Origin of the sequence: Pseudomaricurvus albidus (assembly GCF_018863235.1) — a bacterium.
Lineage (GTDB): Bacteria > Pseudomonadota > Gammaproteobacteria > Pseudomonadales > Cellvibrionaceae > Pseudomaricurvus > Pseudomaricurvus albidus.
Window position 1 is genome coordinate 367,018 of record NZ_JAHKRS010000002.1, and the last position, 20,211, is coordinate 387,228.

Annotated in this window: 16 protein-coding genes; 9 read left to right on the forward strand and 7 right to left on the reverse strand. The window is 52.8% G+C overall.

What is annotated here, in order from left to right; all coding sequences use genetic code 11:
• The first annotated feature begins 42 nt into the window (after window positions 1–42).
• Window positions 43–1,710 (forward strand): BCCT family transporter, encoded by a 1,668-nt coding sequence (locus KOI40_RS05030; RefSeq protein ID WP_369413151.1) that lies wholly within the window; start codon window positions 43–45, stop codon window positions 1,708–1,710.
• 28 nt (window positions 1,711–1,738) lie between these two features.
• Here the strand turns inward: KOI40_RS05030 and KOI40_RS05035 are convergent, their stop codons facing one another.
• The 3 genes from KOI40_RS05035 to KOI40_RS05045 all read right to left on the reverse strand — a co-directional run bounded on the left by KOI40_RS05035 (window position 1,739) and on the right by KOI40_RS05045 (window position 5,553).
• Window positions 1,739–2,461, reverse strand: a complete 723-nt coding sequence (locus KOI40_RS05035) for a 3'-5' exonuclease (RefSeq protein ID WP_216096364.1) — start codon at window positions 2,459–2,461, stop codon at window positions 1,739–1,741.
• The gene (locus KOI40_RS05040) at window positions 2,462–4,360 is read right to left on the reverse strand and encodes a DUF294 nucleotidyltransferase-like domain-containing protein (protein ID WP_216096365.1); all 1,899 of its coding nucleotides are present in this window, start codon (window positions 4,358–4,360) and stop codon (window positions 2,462–2,464) included. It abuts the gene before it with no gap.
• A 260-nt stretch (window positions 4,361–4,620) separates the two neighbouring features.
• Window positions 4,621–5,553 (reverse strand): GGDEF domain-containing protein, encoded by a 933-nt coding sequence (locus KOI40_RS05045; protein WP_216096366.1) that lies wholly within the window; start codon window positions 5,551–5,553, stop codon window positions 4,621–4,623.
• A gap of 269 nt (window positions 5,554–5,822) precedes the next feature.
• Here KOI40_RS05045 and KOI40_RS05050 point away from each other — a divergent pair, with 269 nt between their 5' ends.
• Both KOI40_RS05050 and KOI40_RS05055 read left to right on the forward strand, forming a co-directional pair.
• Entirely contained in the window at window positions 5,823–6,659 is an 837-nt protein-coding gene (locus KOI40_RS05050) for a TauD/TfdA dioxygenase family protein (RefSeq protein WP_216096367.1), read from the forward strand.
• A gap of 189 nt (window positions 6,660–6,848) precedes the next feature.
• The gene (locus KOI40_RS05055; RefSeq protein ID WP_216096368.1) at window positions 6,849–7,361 is read left to right on the forward strand and encodes a PepSY domain-containing protein; all 513 of its coding nucleotides are present in this window, start codon (window positions 6,849–6,851) and stop codon (window positions 7,359–7,361) included.
• Between the two features lie 110 nt (window positions 7,362–7,471).
• On the opposite strand, the gene KOI40_RS18725 is transcribed toward KOI40_RS05055, so the two are convergent.
• Both KOI40_RS18725 and KOI40_RS18730 read right to left on the reverse strand, forming a co-directional pair.
• The gene (locus KOI40_RS18725) at window positions 7,472–7,816 is read right to left on the reverse strand and encodes a TMEM165/GDT1 family protein (protein ID WP_304504169.1); all 345 of its coding nucleotides are present in this window, start codon (window positions 7,814–7,816) and stop codon (window positions 7,472–7,474) included.
• Window positions 7,817–7,846: 30 nt separating this feature from the next.
• The gene (locus tag KOI40_RS18730; RefSeq protein WP_304504170.1) at window positions 7,847–8,029 is read right to left on the reverse strand and encodes a TMEM165/GDT1 family protein; all 183 of its coding nucleotides are present in this window, start codon (window positions 8,027–8,029) and stop codon (window positions 7,847–7,849) included.
• A 589-nt stretch (window positions 8,030–8,618) separates the two neighbouring features.
• On the opposite strand from KOI40_RS18730, the gene KOI40_RS05065 reads away from it, so the two are divergent.
• The 6 genes from KOI40_RS05065 to KOI40_RS05090 all read left to right on the forward strand — a co-directional run bounded on the left by KOI40_RS05065 (window position 8,619) and on the right by KOI40_RS05090 (window position 18,813).
• A complete protein-coding gene (locus KOI40_RS05065) occupies window positions 8,619–9,062 on the forward strand; it encodes a hypothetical protein (protein ID WP_216096369.1) in 444 nt (147 codons plus the stop codon).
• Window positions 8,966–11,350 (forward strand): beta strand repeat-containing protein, encoded by a 2,385-nt coding sequence (locus KOI40_RS05070; protein ID WP_216096370.1) that lies wholly within the window; start codon window positions 8,966–8,968, stop codon window positions 11,348–11,350. The genes KOI40_RS05065 and KOI40_RS05070 overlap by 97 nt, the downstream gene beginning before the upstream one ends.
• A gap of 89 nt (window positions 11,351–11,439) precedes the next feature.
• Window positions 11,440–14,160 carry a sulfotransferase gene (locus tag KOI40_RS05075; protein WP_216096371.1) on the forward strand — a complete coding sequence of 907 codons (2,721 nt, stop codon included), beginning with the start codon at window positions 11,440–11,442 and terminating at the stop codon, window positions 14,158–14,160.
• Between the two features lie 9 nt (window positions 14,161–14,169).
• A complete protein-coding gene (locus tag KOI40_RS05080; protein ID WP_216096372.1) occupies window positions 14,170–15,435 on the forward strand; it encodes a TolC family protein in 1,266 nt (421 codons plus the stop codon).
• Window positions 15,432–17,633 carry an ATP-binding cassette domain-containing protein gene (locus tag KOI40_RS05085; protein WP_216096373.1) on the forward strand — a complete coding sequence of 734 codons (2,202 nt, stop codon included), beginning with the start codon at window positions 15,432–15,434 and terminating at the stop codon, window positions 17,631–17,633. Before KOI40_RS05080 ends, KOI40_RS05085 begins: the two co-directional genes overlap by 4 nt.
• Window positions 17,623–18,813 (forward strand): beta-barrel domain-containing protein, encoded by a 1,191-nt coding sequence (locus tag KOI40_RS05090; RefSeq protein WP_216096374.1) that lies wholly within the window; start codon window positions 17,623–17,625, stop codon window positions 18,811–18,813. The genes KOI40_RS05085 and KOI40_RS05090 overlap by 11 nt, the downstream gene beginning before the upstream one ends.
• 113 nt (window positions 18,814–18,926) lie before the next feature.
• Here the strand turns inward: KOI40_RS05090 and KOI40_RS05095 are convergent, their stop codons facing one another.
• Together KOI40_RS05095 and KOI40_RS05100 are read right to left on the reverse strand one after the other, a co-directional pair.
• On the reverse strand, window positions 18,927–19,307 hold the full coding sequence (locus tag KOI40_RS05095; RefSeq protein ID WP_216096375.1) for a hypothetical protein: 381 nt from the start codon (window positions 19,305–19,307) through the stop codon (window positions 18,927–18,929).
• A gap of 144 nt (window positions 19,308–19,451) precedes the next feature.
• Window positions 19,452–19,943 (reverse strand): hypothetical protein, encoded by a 492-nt coding sequence (locus KOI40_RS05100; protein WP_216096376.1) that lies wholly within the window; start codon window positions 19,941–19,943, stop codon window positions 19,452–19,454.
• Window positions 19,944–20,211 lie beyond the last annotated feature (268 nt).

The window sequence follows — 20,211 nt, forward strand, 5'->3', positions numbered from 1 at the left end:
TCGTCTGAAAAGCATTAATGATATTTACTCAAGGAGAACGCCGTGGACAACAAGCCCGATAACTCCGCTGACACCGAATCACTAGGTGTTCCTGCACCCGATGGTGCAGCCAATTTAATCGATACCGATTATCAGATCGGACAGGATAACTATCGAGCCAAGCATATGGGCATCACCATTGACATTCATGGTGCGGTGTTTATCTTCTCATCCATTGTGGTGATGGCTTTTGTATTTCTGTCACTGGCTTTGCCGGAACAGTCGACCAACCTCTTTGAGGCGGGCAAGAACTGGATCAATACCCACATGACGTGGTTCTTTATGTTCTCTGCCAATATTTTTGTGCTCGTTTGTCTGGGCTTGATTCTTTCACCACTCGGTCGTATTCGCATTGGCGGTGCAGATGCCAAACCAGATTTCTCCAGACCCTCCTGGTTTGCCATGTTATTTGCTGCCGGGATGGGGATCGGTCTCGTGTTCTATGGTGTGTCTGAGCCGCTTTCCCACTATGGTTCTTCCCTGGGAGGAGTTTCGGTCGGAGATGACGGTTTAAGAACCGACTGGGCACCACTGGGTGGTGCAGAAGGTGATCAAAAAGCCGCTTTGGATCTCGGCATGGCCGCTACCATTTATCACTGGGGGCTTCACCCCTGGGCCATCTATGCCATTGTGGCTCTGTCGTTGTCGATATTTTCCTTTAACAAGGGATTGCCACTGACGATTCGTTCTATTTTCTACCCCATCCTGGGCGAGAGAGTCTGGGGCTGGCCTGGCCATGTTATTGATATTCTGGCGGTGTTTGCCACGCTCTTTGGGCTTGCTACCTCTCTGGGAATTGGCGCACAACAGGCTGCTTCCGGTCTGGATCATCTATTTGGTATTGGGGATGGTGATATCACGCTGGTTCTGTTGATCACCGGCATCAGTGCCATTGCGATTATCTCCATTGTCGCCGGTGTAGAAAAAGGCGTTAAACGCTTATCTGAAATCAATATGCTATTGGCCTTCGCCCTGTTGTTGTTTGTGGTGTTTGTTGGACCCACCATGTTGATCGCCACAGGGTTTTTCAACAATCTCGCCAGTTACGTCACCGAGCTGCCGGCACTCGCCAATCCCTTTAATCGCGATGACGCCAACTTCAGTCAGGGGTGGACTACTTTTTACTGGGCCTGGTGGATCAGCTGGTCACCTTTTGTCGGCATGTTTATCGCCCGCGTCAGCCGCGGTCGAAGTGTGCGTGAGTTTTTGGTCTCGGTCTTGCTGATTCCATCCGTGGTTTCTGTCTTTTGGATGACGGCTTTTGGTACTACCGCCATTCACCAGTTGCAGCAAGGTTTTGAAGGGGCGGCAAACGCCGATCTGCCGCTGAAGCTGTTTATGATGCTGGAGCATCTGCCGCTGTCCGAAATCACTTCGTTTATCGGTATTGTGTTGGTGATCGTGTTCTTCGTAACTTCCTCGGATTCCGGTTCTCTGGTGATCGATACCATTACCGCCGGTGGCAAACTTGACGCCCCCAAACCCCAGCGTATTTTCTGGGGCGCGACAGAAGGTGCCATTGCCATTGCGTTGTTGTTGGGTGGTGGTCTTGGCGCGTTGCAAGCTGCTGCCATCTCTGCCGGTTTGCCGTTTACCGCCGTGCTGCTGGTGGGGTGCTATGCCATCATCCGCGGTTTGATGAGTGAGCCACGCCCCGTCGCGAAGAGTTAGGCATTAACCAAGACTCAACGTAAAACCCTCAATCCCACAACTGCCCAATCGGCGTTGTGGGATCATAATGTCTGGCCACCTGCGCCGAGAACAATTCCGCCGTGGCCATGGCATCCACCTTGGCGTGGTGTGAAGAATACACGGGTAAGCCATACCGCTGGCGACTGTCATTCAAGCGAATCGAGGCCGGTTGACCTCCGAATAACTGTTTGAGTCTCTGCTTCCAGCCGCGGCGTTCCCAGCGCGCCTCAATAGCCATGGTGTCCACCAGCGGAAACAGACAGCGTTCCCGCCACAACTGACGACAGGCCAGATCCAGAAAGGGTCTCTCGATCTCCCGATAATGAACCACCACCATTCGGCCGCGAAGCTGGTCGACCAGTTCGTTCAGGACTTTTTCCAGAGGAGGGGCCTGGTCCACCTGTGAGTGGGTTATTCGGTGAAAGGCGATCGACTCTTCTGTCAATGTCCGTGTCGGCTTGACCACCTGATAATATCCCTCGGCCGGTAAGATACCCTGTAGCGTAAAAGGCACCATGCCGATGCTCACAATCTCGTTACGCCGTGGATCCAGACCGGTGGTCTCAAAATCCAGCGCTACAAACGATACCCGTGACAAAGGAGTATCTGCTGCGGGCAGGGGTGTTTGATAAAAACGCTGCAATACCGGGTGGTTGCAGACGCTCGCCTGCTTCTCGTGGTAGCGTTGCCATTCATCAATAACGCTTTGCTGTGGTCGTTGTACAAACATTTATTGTGCCGAACCTGTGTAGCGAAAGCGCAAAAAGTTCTGAGCATTGCTTAACACCTGAAACGCTTCCTTCAGATTGTGTCGCTCAGTGTTGTCAATATTTTCAGGCTCGATGGCGTTGTCCACCGGCTGATCATTCTGCAATTCGAAAGCCTGATGACGCATGCGAACCTGGGAAATAAACTCCAGCGCATAACGCAGTTTATCCACTTGGCCGGCGGGTAAAATGTTGGCTTTATCAATATCCTGCAGGCGTTCAATACTGTTTTGTGCGCTCGAGCCTGCCGCCAATGCGTGTACGCGGATAACATCTGTCATGGGAGCCACGCCCCGGCTTTTGATGTTGATGATCTTGTGCTGGCGGCCATCGGTTTCCATCACAAAGGTCCGGAAAAACCCCAGTGGCGGTGTGCGGCTCAGGCAGTTGCGGGCCATGGCCGCGAGAAATTGAGGATTCTTGGGGGCCTGTTTGACGATGAGATCCTGCAAAATTTCCACAAATCGTTCTTCACCGTGCACCGCATCCAGGTCGAAAAAAATACAACTGTGTAACAAGCGCTTGGGATCCGGATCGGCGATCCAGGCTTCAAAATATTCTTTCCATTTCGACAGCGGCTGACGCCATTCATCATTGGTGGCCATGATGCCGCCCTTGCAATAGGCGTAACCGCAGGCATCCAGACCATCGCTGACTTTTTGCGCGAGGGTTTTGAAGTACTCGTCGTGCTGCGCAGGATCAAAGCTGTCATGCAGGACGATGGCATTGTCCTGATCGGTAATGACAGACTGTGCCTGACGGGCCAAAGAGCCATGAACCATAAAACAATAGGGTATCGGCGGAGGACCCAACTCATCTTCTGCCAGTTCAATGAGTCGTCGCATCAGGCTGCGACCAATGCTGGACATGGCATCGCCGATCATCTGCGAGGTAGAGCCGGCTTCCACAAGCCGGATAAACGCCGCTCTGATTTCCGGCACCAGACGGGACAGATCCCGCACCGAACTGCGGCTGAAAATATTGCTGACCAGATAAAGGCTGCTGTTGGTTTCATAGCGCACAATATCCGACAGGTGTATAACGCCCACTGGGCGACGTCGGTACAAAACCGGCAGCCGCTGGATGTGATTGCGCAACATGATCAGCATGGCTTCGTTGACCGACTCATCAAACTGAATGGTGATCAACGGTTGATTGTCGAGATCGCCCACCGGCATATCCGGCTTGATGCCAGCGGCCACGACCTGAATGCGCAGATCTTCATCCGTCACCATCCCCGCCAGTCGCCACAAGCGGCCCTCGTCATCCCGAAAGACGCCGTCGCTGTCCTCGTCATCGGCCGGTTCGATCAGCAAGACCGACGATACGGCGTTGTCTGTCATCAGGGCGGCGACTTCCTGTACCGACAGCGTGGTTTCCACCATCACAGGCAAGCGGTTGATCAGCTTGCGGACTCTTGTGGTCATCAGGTCATTTTCTTTCAGACTCTGATCGACGGTGCTTTTCAAACGTGAGCCGGACAGCTCGACAAAATCGGCAAAGTTGTCATCGTCACACAGACGCTCAAAAAAAGTATCGGGGATACGATAGAGCAACGTGTCTTCAATGGCCTTGACCGGAAAGCGAACCCGGCGCTGACGCAGCAGACCAAACTGCCCAAAGATGTCACCTTCTTCGAGGCGATTGTAGAGGTCGCCGTTGGAGTGATAGACCTCCACCGCACCACTGCGGATATAGGGCAGGGCGTGTATCGGCTGCCCCTGTTCCAGAATCATGGTGCCGGCCTTGAAATACGCAATCTCGACAGCTGCTGCGACGTCGTCCAGCAGCTCTGATGGCAGGCTGTCAAACGGTGGGAATTGATTCAGATGATCACGAATTTCCCGAATTTCTGCTTCCATGAGTGCCCCTGACCCCGTAGCAATAAAAAGATGAAACCCATGGTGGAAAACCGCCACAGGTCAGATTACCTACAGCTTAGGGGGCAGCCTGTAACTTGGCAATCGTATCGGCGAATGACGAAACAAAAATGCTGGGGGGGAGCTCTCTTAGAGATACTGTGCATGTGAGAAAAGGTGAAACTTTTGAGTTCGTCTAACGATCAATGAAAACACGGAACAGGACGGGGCAGAGAATCTTAAGAAAAACCAGGACAGAAACTTCAGTCACTTTCAGGGTCAAAGATACTGAACCCGTTCTTGCCCGCGTTCTTGGTCCTGTAGAGCGCGTGATCGGCGCAGTGAATCAGTGTATCAATGTCGCTGCCGTGTTCCGGTGCAAAGGCAATGCCGATACTGATATACACAGGGACCTGAATGTCGCCAAGGTCTATGGGTTGCTGATTCACCTCGATGATTTTCTCGGCCAGGTGGATGACATCATCTGGCAGGGTAAGAGCGTCCTGAACCAGAATGGCAAATTCATCGCCGCCCAGCCGCGCCACCTTGTCGGTTTTTCGGGTGGCTTTTGTCAGCCGGCGGGCAACTTCCACCAGAACCTTGTCGCCATTCAGGTGACCCAGACTGTCATTGATCTGCTTGAAGTTGTCCAGATCGATCATCATCAGCACCAGCGACTTGCCTGAGCGTTCCACCAGATCCAGAGCCGTTTCCGCTGCGCGTAAAAAAGCAAAGCGGTTGTCAATCTGGGTCACGGTATCCGTGAGCGCCAGCTCCCGATAGCGGGCTTCAATCTTCTTGCGTTCTGTGATGTCCAGAATCACGCCAACCAGGCCGGAGATGGCGTCGTCGATGGCATCAAAAGTCGCTTTGTGAAACATCACATCGCGAATGGAGTCGTCGGCATACTTTACCTTGGCCTCATAGATTTGTTCGCCTTCAGCCTCAAACAGGGCGCAATCCGCTTCGTGATAGACCTGTGCCAGTTCGGGATCGAACAGCTCAAACACGGTTTTACCCACCAGCTCGTCTCGTGAAAGACCAATATACTCCTCAAAAGCCTTGTTGCAGCCCAGATAGCGCCCATCCGTACTTTTAAAGAAAATAGGCGCAGGTACGGCATTGATGACTGCCTGCAGGACGGTTTTCTCGCTGCGAACGGATGGAAGGGCTTTAAAGTCCTGATAATCTGACATGCGGTGATACCGAAACGAGGTAGTTTGTGGTTTTGTGTGACAGTTTGAATATTTTATACGGCAGTATAAGGCAAAAGTTGAGATATTGTGGATCGGGTCATCCCGCTTCCGGTCGGGCCTCAAGTTCAAGTCAGTAGACTGGGCGCCTGCGTCATTTGTGCACTATGGTAAATTAAGCCGGCACAGCCTCGGAGATTGATTATCTGATATCGGCATAATGGGGCAAGTTGCCGAATACTGGCGATGCGCGAGTACCAGGAGCAGTGATTATGACCATCAGCGTTACTCCCACGAAAGGTGCCTGTGGCGCCTTTATTGACGGTCTTGACCTTCGGCAGCCGTTATCCCCCGATACCGTCGATGCGATCCGTCAGGCCTGGTTGCAGCATCATGTGGTGGTGTTTCGCGATCAGCAAATCGATGACGACGACCTTGAGCGCTTCAGCCGTTATTTCGGTGACTTTGCCGGTGATCCCTATATCGCTCCGATGGCCGGGCGCGAAAACGTGATTGAACTGCGTCGCGCGGCCGATGAAACCACGCCCATCTTTGCGGATGCCTGGCACACCGACTGGAGCTTTGGTGCCACGCCACCCGCGGCCACCGTACTCCACGGCATCACCATCCCGCCCCACGGCGGCAACACCGACTTTATCAATCAGCACGAGGTGCTGGCACAGATGCCCGCTGAGCTTCGTCAGCGGTTGCAGGGCAAGATGGCCCGGCACTCTGCACGTCTGGCCTATGCTCCGGACGGTATGTACGGCCAACAGGATAAAGACCGGGGTCGCGGCTTTACCATCCTCACCGATGAGAGTGCCTACAACGAGCAGCTCCACCCGCTGATTCGGCAGCACCCCGAAACCGGAGAGGAAGCCATCTTCGGCTGCTTTGGTTATATCGTTGGCATCGCGGATGTCAGTGCCGAAGAAGAGCAGCAACTGCTCACCGACCTCTACCAGTGGCAAACCCGGGAAGAGTTCCAATACCATCACCAGTGGCAACCCGGCATGCTGGTGATGTGGGACAACCGCTCAGTGCTGCACAAGGCCAATGGTGGTTACGAAGGTTACGAGCGGGTGCTGCACCGAACAGTGATTGCCTAGTGTTTGTGCCGTTTCTCGTTGAGACAGATATAATCCTGCAAACATTCATTCTGACAATCGTGTAGATATGGTGTGCTCGCGATAGCGAGAGTTGTTGTCTCGGCCAGGTTATTTTGATGGGGAACCACAGAGGTCCTTCGGATAACGGTTGAGGAGTTGTAAGTTCATTGTTTAAGGAAGTTTATTAATATGTCGGCAAAGAATGTCAGCACGTTTCGAAAGTATCATCGTCTTCTGGGATTTTTCCTGGCCGGAGTGATGATGATTTATGCCAGCAGTGGAGTGTTGCTGATTTTCCGTACGACCGATTTCCTGAAGTACGAACAGACCACAGAACAACAACTGGCCCCGGGTTTGTCGAAGGAGCAGCTGGGCAAGCAATTGCGTCTCAAAAACTTCCGCGTAAAGGAAGAGAGCAGTGAGTTTATTTTGTTTGAGCAGGGGCGTTATGCCAAAAACGACGGCACTGCCATCGTCACCGCAAAAAAGTATCCGCCAGCGGTTCAAAAGCTGGTGGACTTGCACAAAGCGACTCCCAATAGCCCGTTGTTCTTTATGAACGTCTTTTTCGGATTGGGCTTGTTGTTTCTGGCGGTGTCTTCCTTCTTCATGTTTTTGCGCAAGGCGCCTACCTATAAAACCGGGTTGAAGTTTGCGTTGGCAGGCTTTGTGGTGGCTGTGGTGATGGTGTTGACGGCATAACGCTTTTAAGGGGTTCTAAGCCGCGAGGCAGACGACCGAAAAGGAAGGGGGCGAAAGTTATCCCCCTCCTTTTAAGACTGTGGATTGTGATTCTTGAGTTCGTTATTGAATCAAGAAAAGAATATCTGAAACAGCCCAACCAATATAAAGGCCAGAGCGGCAATCAAGTGAGCCATCTTCATCGGTATTTTCCTCATTATATAATCACCGGCAAACACCACTGGTACATTGGCGAGCAGCATGCCTAACGTGGTGCCGATCGTCACCAGAATCACCGCATCAAATTGAGCGCCCAGCAGTACTGTGGCGACCTGAGTTTTATCGCCAATTTCCGCCAGGAAAAACAGAACCGTAGAAGCAGCGAAAGCGCCATACTTCTGCAGTGAAGACTCCTCGCTGTCATCTTTGTCAGGAACCAGCAGCCACAAACCCAGCAGAATAAAACTGCCTCCCAATAGCCGTTGCCCAAGGTCACTCTGAAGATATTATGCGATCCATACGCCCAGCCACGTCGATGCTGCGTGATTGATGAGGGTGGGCACTGGAATGCCAAGCACGATAGCCCACTTGTTGCGGAACTTGGTGGCAAGAAAGAGGGGGAGAAACTGAGTTTTGTCACCGATTTCGGCCAGCGCCACAGCAACAAGAGAGATAGAGAGAAGCTCCATATTAATACTCCGGTGGGATAGCGAAAACAAAAGGCAAACGTCAGCCTCCCACCATAGGAACTGTCATTTGCCTTAAGTCTTGCCAATACCGCGAACGGCACGAACCGACCATGAGCCATGTGGGCTCAAGTATGTTGACCGGCTCTCACCTGGAGAAGGCTACTCCCTTAAAGGAAGTGCGACACTAACGAAGTGATTGCGTAATCTCAAGTACAGCCGATGAATCACAAAAAGGTTCAGAGTAAGCGTAAGAGGTTTCTGTAGATCGATGGAGGCTATTAAATGGTCGGCATCGTGTTTCTGGTCCAAGGACGAGGAATTGTCAGTGTCCAATCACCCATGCGGCGTCGGTTGATTTGTATCCGGTGTTGGAATCGCTTATAGGAAGTCTAACGTGGGGAAAAATATCAGGCTCTTATTTGTCTGATTAAAAACTGATCGTCTTGGTTTGTCTTCGCACTAACAGTAGAGGCAATAGGAATTGATGAATTTATTACGTGAAGTAGAGCCCTCTATCTTGCTTTAGAATCTGTTGGTGTTATTATTTGTGACTTTTTTCACATTAATAATATGGGTAAAGGTGTTAGGGATGAAGTTGCGCGTTGTTTCCTCTTCTGGACAGATTAGCTATACCGAAATCAATGGGTCTCTTTCTGTGGTCGCAGAGCCCGGAGCAACTTATGCGGTTGTAGATGAAAATCTGCAGGTTGTTGATGATGTTGTCCTGACTCGTGATGGGGATGCATTAGCCGTTACAGTTGATGGCGAGGTCGTGGCACAGGTTGACGAGTTTTATGCAGAAAACAGTACCGCAGCTTTTGATACGGGTACTGTTGGTACTTCTGGTGAAACTGTAGTGATTACCCCTTCTGCGATTGCCGAAGGTGTTGTCTGGGAGGCTGCTGGCAGTTCATCCCTAAACACGGCGCTGCTGGGGTGGTTGGAGCTGCGGCGATTGCTGATAACCAGTCGGGAGGTGGTGGCGGTGGCTCAGAAACTGAAAGCCCTGCGCAGACCGCTGCCCCGACTCTGACCATCACCGATGACGTTGCAGGTACAGCTACCGGTGATGTGACCTATACCTTTACCTTTGATAAAGCTGTGACCGGTTTTGATACGAGCGATATCGTTGTAACCGGTGGTACCAAGGGCACCTTTACCGCAGTCAGTGACACCGAATATACGCTAGTCGTTACCCCTGACAGCAACAGTACGACAGACATCACAGTCGATGTGGCTGCAGATGTTGCAGACGCGTCTTCAGGCAAGGGTAATCTGGCTGCGACCCAGTCAGTACAGGCAGTCGATACGGTACTTCCTGCTGTCACTATTACAGATGATACTGCGGGTACGGCCACCGGCGATGTCACCTACACCTTTACTTTCGATGAGGCCGTCACCGGCTTCGCGGCGAGTGACATTACCGTCACCGGCGGAACCAAGGGCACTTTCACAGCGGTCAGTGCCACCGAATATACCCTAGTCGTTACCCCTGACAGCAACAGCACCACTAATATCACGGTTGATGTCGCAGCTGATGTGGCGACTGATGCGGCGGGTAATGGTAATACTGCGGCAAGCCAGTCAGTACAGGCAGTCGATACGGTACTTCCGGCTGTCACCATTACCGATGATACTGCAGGCACGGCCACTGGAGATGTCACCTACACCTTTACCTTCGATGAAGCCGTTACCGGCTTCGCGGCGAGCGACATTACGGTCACCGGCGGTACCAAGGGTGCCTTCTCCGCCGTCAGTGCCACTGAATATACGTTGGTTGTGACACCCGACAGCAACAGCATCACCAATATCACGGTTGATGTGGCAGTGGATGTGGCGACCGATGCGGCGGGCAATGGTAATACTGCGGCAAGCCAGTCAGTGCAGGTCGTCGATACGGTACTTCCGGCTGTCACTATTACCGATGATACTGCGGGAACGGCCACTGGCGATGTCACCTACACCTTTACCTTCGATGAGGCCGTCACTGGCTTCGCTGCGAGCGACATTGCGGTCACCGGCGGTACCAAGGGTACCTTCACCGCAGTCAGTGCCACCGAATATACCCTAGTCGTTACCCCCGACAGCAACAGCACCACCAATGTCACCGTTGATGTGGCCGCGGATGTGGCGACCGATGCGGCGGGCAATGGTAATACTGCGGCAACCCAGTCAGTACAGGCAGTCGATACGGTACTTCCTGCTGTCACTATTACAGATGATACTGCGGGTACGGCCACCGGCGATGTCACCTACACCTTTACCTTCGATGAGGCCGTCACCGGCTTCGCGGCGAGTGACATTGCGGTCACCGGCGGTACCAAGGGCACTTTCACTGCGGTCAGTGCCACCGAATATACCTTAGTCGTTACCCCCGACAGCAACAGCACCACCAATATCACCGTCGATGTGGCAGCGGATGTGGCGACCGATGCGGCGGGCAATGGTAATACCGCGGCTGCTCAGTCTGTCCAAGAGGTTGACACTACTCCTTCGGATACTGTCCCACCTAGTCTTACGATCACTGATGACACGGCAGGCACAGCCGATCAAAGTGTGACATTTACCTTTACGTTTGATGAAGACGTAACCGGTTTTGATGCTTCGGATATTACGGTCACCGGAGGCACCAAGAGTACTTTCACTGCAGTCAGCGCCAGCGAATATACCCTCGTGGTAACTCCTTTCAGTGACAGTACTGCAAACATAACCGTCGATGTGGCGGCTGATGTGGCGACCGATGGGGCTGGGAATGGCAATAATGCAGCAACCCAGGCTGTGCAGGCTGTTGATACGCCAACCTATGTGGTGTTCGATTTTGTGGATGGGGTCAGCTCTGATTACACCGCTGACGCAACACAGAATGCCTTTGTCGCCGGAGAGGACTATAGAATTTTCTTGCATGTCGATAGCCACGGAGGTTATCTGAATACCTCACCTCAAGGAGGCGCAGCTGCAGGTGCTAGCTGGAATAACTGGAGCGGTTGGGAAAATCTTGACAGTGGTGATCAAATTATTGTGGTGGGTACAGATGCTGCGACGGGCGTGATAGGTAATAACGGCAACCCTGTGACTTCGGTTGGGCTTTACTATCCTGGCGCGGTGGTGTGGAGGACTGATACGAATGTCACTGGGCCTGGTGGTGGTGCAGATTACCTCTTCTATGGTGGTTCGGTAGCCTTTGGTAGGCAGTATTCAACCATGTCGTCTTTCTATACGTTTGTTTCCGGTGGAAGCTATGGCAATGTAGGGTCGTTGGTTTCTCATGGTTATTTGCCGGTTTTCTCCGGTGCGACATTGACCTCTCAAGGTTTGGTCTAAGCGTATTAATGGGGGTGAGCTTTTCGCCCCCTTCACATTTTCATCTCTCAGAGCAATAAATCTAATTGCAGATTGGTCAGGTTAAGGCGATGAAGTATTTACAGGAATGTCGCCAGCTGGCCGACCGACAGCAGTATGAGCTTTTGCGTCACAACGCTGAGCACTATTTTCATGAAACTGGTGATGGGGCTTTGCTGGCCTTGTTGGCCATGGCCTGTGCCCACTTGGGCGATCGGGATGGTGCTGAACGTGCACTGATAGAATTGCACGACAATCGTGTTGTGCTCGATCTCGCCGGTCATGTGGATCTGGCTGCTGCCCAGTTGCTCACTGGCCGGCTGCAGCTGGCCAGTGAGCGCTTGGAAATGGTGCTTAACGAGCAGCCGGATAATGCGCTGGCGCTGGCGAGACTGGCGTTTTGCCGGATGCATAATGGCGACTTGGAACAGGCTCGGATCCTCTATCAGCGGTCAGTCGAACTCCATCCCCACCGGTTGCCGGCCTGGGTGTCGCTGACCAAACTGTATCTCTTAGCACATCAGCCCGAGCATGCTGAACAGACTTTGCAGCAAGCCATGATGTGGCTGGAACAATTGCGCCCGCAGTTACCTGATTCCGTGGTGCAGATTCAGCAGGTGCAGCTGCAAAATTTGCAGTTGGAAGTCTGGGTTGCCTGCGATCAGCTGGCGACAGCCGAGGCCTGGCTGGAACGGCAGCAGGGAGTCGTTCAGGAAGAGGATTGGGTTGCGTGTGTCACAACTTTCAGTCAGATCTTGTCGGGGGTTGATCGTCACGATACCGCTGAAGAGGCGTTGCGTAATGCACTGAAAGTCTATCCGAAAAACCTGTCTCTGATCACAGCGGTGGTTGAGCTGCTGCAGCTGGCAGGAAGAACTCAGCAGGCCATCGTGTTGTTGCGTCGGGGTATTGCACTGATCCGACAGGGCGAGGCCGGTGGGCCGGAGATGGAGGTTGTGTTCTGGGCTCGGATGTCGACCATTTGTTTGCATCAGCGGCATAAGCAGGCTCGCAAGGCAGCAGAAAAAGCCTGTGAGCTTGCAACCGGTTTGGAACGTAGTGACAACCTGCCCGAACTGCGGGTCTGGCAGATACAGGCGCAGGCCAAAAATGCTCAGGCGCAAGTCGAAAGCCAGGCGCAGAACTACGATGTATCAGAACGTTTGTTTAAGGAACTGCTGGAGCAGAATCCATGGTTCCTGCCATCGCTGCAGGGGCTTGGCCAGCAGTATATGCAACTCGGCCGTATTGACGAAGCCGTTGAACTGTTTAACAGGATCAGAGAGATTGATCCGACGAAAGGCTTTTCCGCACTGATCAGCGCACGCCAGTTCCCGGAAGATGAACAGACACTTGAGCGGATAGAAAAGGCGGCGCGTCTGCCGAGTCTTGAGGGCTCGATGGCGTCGGGAGTGCTGTTCCAGTTGGCCAGTGCCAGGGAAAAGCGCAAGGATTACGATCGGGCATTTACATTGGCCGCTGATGCCAATAACGGCTCCAAAAAGTTTTTGCAATACGACCCCGAGGCTCACCGTCAGCGTTGTGCCCGTATTCGTCATGCTTTTTCGCGCGAGTTATTCGAGGCCCGACAGGGCTGCGGTTACCGGGGGGAGGATGAGTCCCTGCCGGTCTTTGTGTTGGGCATGCCTCGTTCCGGAACCACTCTGGTAGAGCAAATACTCGGCAGTCACAGTGAAATATTTGGTGCCGGTGAACTCGGTGTTATCCCCCAGCGTATTGCGGGTTTGGATCGCTGGGAGCGTCATGTGGGGTCGGGCCGACAGTACCCTGATTGCGTAGATGATCTAACTCCACCGGTAACGCAGGGAATTGCCCGCGGCATTCTCGAAGAGCTGAAAGGTCTGGCAAGTAATGATAAGTCGGGAGCCCGGTTTATTGTTGACAAGTTGCCGCACAATTTCGAAAACATTGGTCTGATCAAGTTTTTATTTCCTAAGGCGAAGATCATCTCCGTGCGCCGCGATCCGCGGGATATTGCGCTGTCCAACTATTTTACCGACTATCAGGCCAAACATGGCGGGATGGGCTTTGCGTATGACATGGAGTGGATAGGTCAACAGCTCGCAGATCACAACTTGTTGATGCATCACTGGATGAAAGTTTTTCCTGGTGAGCTGCTGGAAATACAGTACGAAGACCTTATCGAGAATACGGAATTCCAGACTCGACGAATGCTGAAGTACATCGGTGTTGAATGGGAGCCACAGGTGCTCAGCTTCAATGAGCTTGACCGGCCGGTCAAGACCGCGTCGGTGTGGCAAGTACGACAACCCATATACAAAACCTCCACGGCAAAGTGGGAGCGTTACAAGTCACATCTTGCTCAATTGATTAAAGGGACCAATGCCAAAATTGAGTGGGAGCCCATCGAGATGGAGCGCTTTCCGGTACCAGGAATGTTTACGGGAGGCGTCGCTCTGTATAAGGAGGAGCGACTCGATGAAGCCGAGTACGAGTTTAAAAAAGTCCTGCATCATTTCCCGGAGCACGGTGGCGCCCATTTTATGGTGGGGCTGATTTACGTGCGCAAGGGTCACTTAAAAGACGGCATTGCGATGATGGAAAAGGGGTTGGCCGTGTGTCCCTGGAATCGCAACTGGCGCAAGGACCTGATCCAGGCCTGTGAAATGGCGGGTGATACACAGCGGGTGAGTGAACTGACCCGAGTGCCATCCTCCACTGACACACCTGATCTGGAAGCGGCCAATGAAGGCGAAAGACAATACAGTACGTCGGTGAATGCAGCGACCGACGCCTGTCACGAACACTAAAGAGACATTATGAGAACACAGAATACGAATAAACTGCTTCAGCGCTTGGGTACTTCTGCTCTGGTTTGGTTTGCCTGCGGGTTGATCAGTCTGCCGACGCACGCGGGAGATGACTTTACTGCTGCCCTGCAATCGGCTTTGACCCTCAACCCGGCGATCAGGGGGAAGATTGCTGAGGTGGAAGCACAGGATTTCAATCTGCAGTCGGCCAAGTCAAAACGCCTGCCGTCTCTCAGTACAGAAATTAACGATGTGGATGATAACTACCAGAAGGGTATTTTCCGGGCCGATCAGCCGCTGTGGACCTTTGGTAAAATTACTTCCGGTATTGCCCTGGCGGAATCTGAAGCCCAGAGTGAGCGATATGCCCTGTTGCAGGTGCAGCGCACGCTGATAGAAAGAACGGCACTGGCTTATGTGGATGTGTTGGGGCTACGTAAGCAGCTTGAGATTTCACAAGAGAATATCCGTGAACACGAAGCACTCAAGGAGCATATTGAACGCCGGTTCGCCGGTAAGTTGGCATCTGAGGCGGATGTGATTTTAGGTGAGTCGCGCTTGATTCTGGCGCGCTCACAATACATGCAGATTGAGTCGGAACTGCGTAAAGCATTGGTGACCTTGCACGCACTCACGGTCAGGAATGTACCCGCAGTTGCCGATGTGCCGGAGCGGTGGTTCCAGGTGCCAGAGGGTGGGCGCGAACTGGAGCGGATGATTCAATCCAGTGCTGATGTGCAGTACAAGCTGTCCCGGATACAGGATGCCAAACTGCAGATTGACAAGGATAAGTCGGATCTGATGCCTGACATCAAGCTGCGTGCCGAATACGATTTTCTGGATGATCCATTAGACGGATCCGACAGCAACCGGATTGGTCTGGTGTTGACCAGCAGCGTTGAAGGCTTGGGTCAGGTGATAAGCGGTCAGGTTCGAGCCAGTCGTTCTCGTTATCAGGCTGCAGTTGAAGATATGTCGGTTACACGTATTGAAGTGCAGCGGCAGCTCGACTCCCTGGTCAGCGACGAGAAATTTCTGGTCAATGTTATCGCCTCCAAGCAGGAGGCCGTGGCGGCCGTGAAAAAGACGCTGGAGTCCTACTTCAGGCAGTATAAGTCCGGTTACAAATCCTGGATTGATGTATTGAATATCCAGCGAGAACTGACTGAGCAGCGACTTGACTTGCAGAGGGTCATGGTTAGTTACGAGCAGACCCGCTTGCAGCTATCAAACCTGAGTGGTGGTCTTGATAACGCAGCAGGTATCGTGCGATGAACACCGCCTTACCGCCTGAAGTCGACATCGACGAATCTGCCGAGTCTCTGCCCGGTGTTTTGTTGCAACAGATTTTTTCCGACCTGAATATTTCGGTGGAAACCGGTGCGTTAAAGAGTTCGCTTCACAAAACGGTAGCCGCGGGATTGCTCAATGACCCGCTCGCACAACTGAGGTTTGTGATAAAAGACCTACAGCTGAAAAATGTGGCGATGGCAAGGTTGCGCTGGGCGCGTTTTGATTTACGTCGTCTGCCGGCGCTGGTGGTATTCCGGCAGAAGTGGTATCTGGTGAAGCCCGGTAATGACCCGGACCATGTACTGGTTACCGACAGTGACCTGAATCAAACGATGCAGCATATAGACAGTTTTGTCGGTGGAGAGGTGATCTGGCTCCGACGGCGTGAGGCGGAGCCGGTGTCGGCCAGGCTTTTTACCAACAATCCCGCTGGCGATATGGTGCGCAAGGCGCTCTTCCGCGAAAAACGCTGGATTTTTGATGTGGTGTTGGCCACGCTGATCGTGAATCTGTTGGCAATTTGCACCTCGATTTTTGCAATGCAGACCTACGACCGCGTCGTGCCGACGCTGGCTTACGCGACTTTGACTACGCTGGTCGTTGGCATGTTCATTGTTGTGGCGTTGGACTGGCTGCTCAAAGTCATACGCGCGAAAATACTGGATCAAGTTTCCTGCGAGGTGGATAAGGCACTTTCCCAGCAGGTGTTTGACCACGTTATGCACTTGCAGCTCGACAAGCGTCCCCGAAGCCTCGGTACTCTCTCAGCACAAGTGACCGGGCTCGATTCCGTCAGGCAGTTTTTAAGTTCGGCGGTGATCTTCTCGCTGGTCGACTTCCCCTTTGCCCTGCTGTTTATTGTCTTTATCTATATCCTCGGTGGGCCAGTCGCACTAGTGTACATGACCCTTTTCCCGTTGGTTATTGTGATGGGTTGGCTGACCCAAAAAAAATTGAAACGACTGTCGCGCGAGCAGATGATTCGCAGCAATGAGCGGCAGGGGGTGTTGGTTGACTGCTTGCGGGGTACGGAAACCATCCGTTCTGCCAACGCCAACTGGCGCTTTTCCGAGATCTGGCAGAGCATCACAGAAACCCTGAACCGTTACAGTTTGCAGCAAAAAACCATCAACAGTTTGTCCATGACAACCACCGGGAGCCTGTCGACGGTTGCCTACGTCAGTGCCATTGTTGTGGGTGTCACACAAATTGAAGCCGGTAGTCTGACGATGGGCGGCCTGATTGCCTGCAGTATTCTCGGTGGCCGGGTGATCGGGCCTGTTGCTCGTGTTGCACAGCAATTGGCGCAATGGCAGCAGGTGGAACAGGCGTTGTACATGGTCAATCAGGTTTTGAACATCAAGACCGAGCGATCAGACGAGCAAAATCTGGTGTTTCCCAATAAGGCTCCTGATTCAATCAGTCTCGAAGAGGTCCGCTTCAGTTATGGTGAGTCACCGATTGTCCAGCTGAATATTCCGCAGCTCAACTTCAAGGCTGGCGAGCGGGTAGCCCTGTTTGGTCCCATTGGTTCTGGTAAATCAACACTGCTCAAGGTCATTGCCGGTTTGTACAGACCAACTGAAGGACGTGTGAAAATTGGCGGTGTTGACCTGTGGGAACTGGACCCGGCGAAATTATCCGAATCGGTATCTTACCTGCCTCAGAATGTCAGTCTGTTCAAAGGGACTCTTCGTAGTAACCTGGCCTTGTCGGGCGCTGTTTCGGATGATCATCTGGTTGAGGTGGCGGCAAAGCTGGGTGTTAATCGGATTGCCGAGAGCAGCCCGCAGCACATGAACATGGAAATCTTCGAAGGCGGTGATGGTCTTTCAGAGGGGCAGCGACAACTAGTGGGACTGGCGCGGGTGTTTCTGGCCCGCCCAAAGATCTGGCTGCTGGATGAGCCTACCGCATCACTGGATCAGATGACCGAAACTCAGGTGATTGAAGCAATAAGCGAGCACGTCGGTGAGAAGGATATTCTGCTGGTTTCTACTCACCGGCCGATGATTGCCAATAAGCTCGCTAACCGGATATTGCTTGTTCAGCAGGGTAAGGTCGTCGAAGACGGCAAGCCCAATGTGATTTTGCCCCGCCTGCTGGGTGGCAGGCAGCCTGTACGGCATATGAATCAAGGAGCTCCTTATAAAGGGCCAGGTAATATCGATGTCATTTAGCACACTGTTCAACCGGGTATTCACTGATCGTTTATCGAGCAGCTATGGTTATTCTTCGGTTATTCTTGTGATTGGTGGAGGCCTGATTGTTCTGAGCATCTGGGCAATGGTTTTTCGCATCGATCAGGTGGCCCGAGCTTCCGGGGAGGTTATCGCCAGTTCGCGGGTACAGGTGATTCAGTCTGTCGATGGAGGCGTTATTTCCGAACTGCTGGTGCGCGAGGGTGATCGGGTGCAGAAGGGGCAGGTCATTGCCCAACTGGATCAGGTGCGTATTGGTGCGGCGGTCAAAGAGATCGAAGCTCGACTGTCGGCACTGAAGGCCAAGGCGATACGTCTACGTGCCGAAGTCACCGAATCGGATCAGCTGATTTTTCCGGACGATGTCAAAGCCTACCCAGAGCAGGTTACAGTGGAAACGGCGTTATTTAACCAGCGCCGGGCCGGTTATATTGAAGAGCAGAAAATATTTGCTCAGGCGGTGAATATTGCCAAAGAAGAAGTGGGCTTGATTTCTCACCTGACCCGCGCTGGCGATGCCAACCGGACCGAAATGATTCGTGCCAAGCGCACCCTCAATGATGCCGAAGCCAAACTCGCCGATCACCGCAACCGCTATTTTGAGCAGGCGCGGATCGAGCTGACCAAGACCGAGGATGAGATTGCCCAGAACGAACAAATATTGACCCAGCGTCGCCAGCAGCTGGAGGACAGTGTTTTTGTTGCAAGTCGTGCAGGGATTGTGAAAAACATCAGCGTCACTACCGTCGGCGGTGTACTGCGAGCAGGGGATGAGCTGATGCAGATCGTCCCCTTGGACGACGACTTGATAATGGAGGCCAAAGTCAGTCCGGTTGATGTATCTATGGTGCGAGTGGGGCAGCAGGCCAATATCCGCTTCGATCCATTCGACTACACCATTTTTGGCAGTGTAGAAGGCAGGGTGACCTACGTCAGTGCAGATACCCTGAAAAATGATACTGCCAAAGGGGAAGAAATTTTCTATCGTGTCCATATCGCAGTGAGTACCAACCCGGTGACCACAACTTCTGGTAATCTGCTGGAGATTCTACCGGGCATGACAGCACAAGTGGACATCCGCTCCGGTGATCGCACACTGATGGATTACCTGCTTAAACCTCTCAGAAGGACTTTGTCCGAGTCATTTGGCGAACGCTAGACGCTTTTTCTATCAGCTTCTCTCCATTCAGTTCCCTTCTCAGCGAGCAGGGAGCTGCTGAACACATTCCATCAAGCCAGCCTGCCATTCTGCCCAAGCACAATAGTCACTCTTCAGAGCGCAGTGTTGTTCAAACGCTCGAGACTGGGTCTTGGATTGGGAATGTTGGAACTCTGGTGCAGGAACACCGAGCTAAAACACTCGGCATCGAGTGTCAGAGTGTCGATCACGGTATCCGGATATGCGGCATCGGCTGCTGGAGCGAGGACGTCGGGTCTTTTTGCGAGGATAACGGGTCTTTTTTTGAAGATGTCGGGGGTCTGTAAAGGAACATCGAGTTGTTTTTCTCCGTGATCGACCTTTGGATACCCGAGAACGGTGATCTGAGTGTCGACATCGGAGATTCGGACAGGCCGATTGGGTGTTTCAGGAGGGCGGTCGGGTGTTATATCTCCGACACCGGCCTTCGGGTATCCGGCATCGGGGATAAACAATAGGAGATCGATGATTAAAAACAGGCAAGCGGGGGTGAGGTATGGGCTAGCCTATTCAGCGTATAGGATGGGGGGTATCAACAATGGGGGAGGGGGATACGACGTATCCCCCTCGGGGTATCGGACTACCCCCTGCTTATGATGTTACAGACCTTCGACTACTTCGCTGGGGGTTGATGAGCGGGGGGCGCTGGGAAAGCGTTTTGCCAGGTCGTCGCGAATAGTTTTGGCATCCGGCAGACCAGAATCGGCGGCCATTTTGACACTGCGATAGAGGATCAATGCTGCCTGATAAGCCTCACTGCCCGCCAGCAGCAGAGTGTCGTCCAAATTTGCCAGCAGCGGCTGTAACTCCCGCTGCATGGCTTGCAGAATATCCACGTTTTTCAGATCTTCTTCAAACAATTCCATGCTCAAAAAGCCGGGTACGATGCTTGGGTACTTCACCCCGTACTCCCGCGCCTTGGTCACAAAGTCCACCGTGCGGGCGCCCATCTTCGGCAACCCGCGGCGTTCATCACTGGACAGGCTCTTCAGGTGGGGTTGCAACGTCGCCCGCAGAGCCGCAATCGCATCCTTAACGATTGTCAGCTCATCGTTGGAGAGAGTCAGTTGATATTGGTTGGCTTGGGCCATGATGGATATCCTTATCGTTTGTTTTTAATGAGAAGTAAACAGGTGGTGGGGATGGTACGTAGGGGGTACATTTGCTACAAATAAATTGGTATCTGCCCCAGATTATTCATTATGGTCTTACCCTATGGAACATAAAACCTCACTCAGTTATCACTTCAAACATTCACACATCTGGTTTGATATGGCGCTGCTGGGGGGGCGTGGTTGCAGCCTATGTACCACAGATTAAGACTGTGCCATTAATTACCTCGATCATGACAGCGAGGGC

Bases quoted from the DNA above. Each gene is read 5' to 3' on its own strand.
- KOI40_RS05035 (WP_216096364.1), bottom strand. From the start codon at position 2,461: ATGTTTGTACAACGACCACAGCAAAGCGTTATTGATGAATGGCAACGC.
- KOI40_RS05040 (WP_216096365.1), bottom strand. From the start codon at position 4,360: ATGGAAGCAGAAATTCGGGAAATTCGTGATCATCTGAATCAATTCCCA.
- KOI40_RS05045 (WP_216096366.1), bottom strand. From the start codon at position 5,553: ATGTCAGATTATCAGGACTTTAAAGCCCTTCCATCCGTTCGCAGCGAG.
- KOI40_RS05050 (WP_216096367.1), top strand. From the start codon at position 5,823: ATGACCATCAGCGTTACTCCCACGAAAGGTGCCTGTGGCGCCTTTATT.
- KOI40_RS05055 (WP_216096368.1), top strand. From the start codon at position 6,849: ATGTCGGCAAAGAATGTCAGCACGTTTCGAAAGTATCATCGTCTTCTG.
- KOI40_RS18730 (WP_304504170.1), bottom strand. From the start codon at position 8,029: ATGGAGCTTCTCTCTATCTCTCTTGTTGCTGTGGCGCTGGCCGAAATC.
- KOI40_RS05065 (WP_216096369.1), top strand. From the start codon at position 8,619: ATGAAGTTGCGCGTTGTTTCCTCTTCTGGACAGATTAGCTATACCGAA.
- KOI40_RS05075 (WP_216096371.1), top strand. From the start codon at position 11,440: ATGAAGTATTTACAGGAATGTCGCCAGCTGGCCGACCGACAGCAGTAT.
- KOI40_RS05080 (WP_216096372.1), top strand. From the start codon at position 14,170: ATGAGAACACAGAATACGAATAAACTGCTTCAGCGCTTGGGTACTTCT.
- KOI40_RS05085 (WP_216096373.1), top strand. From the start codon at position 15,432: ATGAACACCGCCTTACCGCCTGAAGTCGACATCGACGAATCTGCCGAG.
- KOI40_RS05090 (WP_216096374.1), top strand. From the start codon at position 17,623: ATGTCATTTAGCACACTGTTCAACCGGGTATTCACTGATCGTTTATCG.
- KOI40_RS05100 (WP_216096376.1), bottom strand. From the start codon at position 19,943: ATGGCCCAAGCCAACCAATATCAACTGACTCTCTCCAACGATGAGCTG.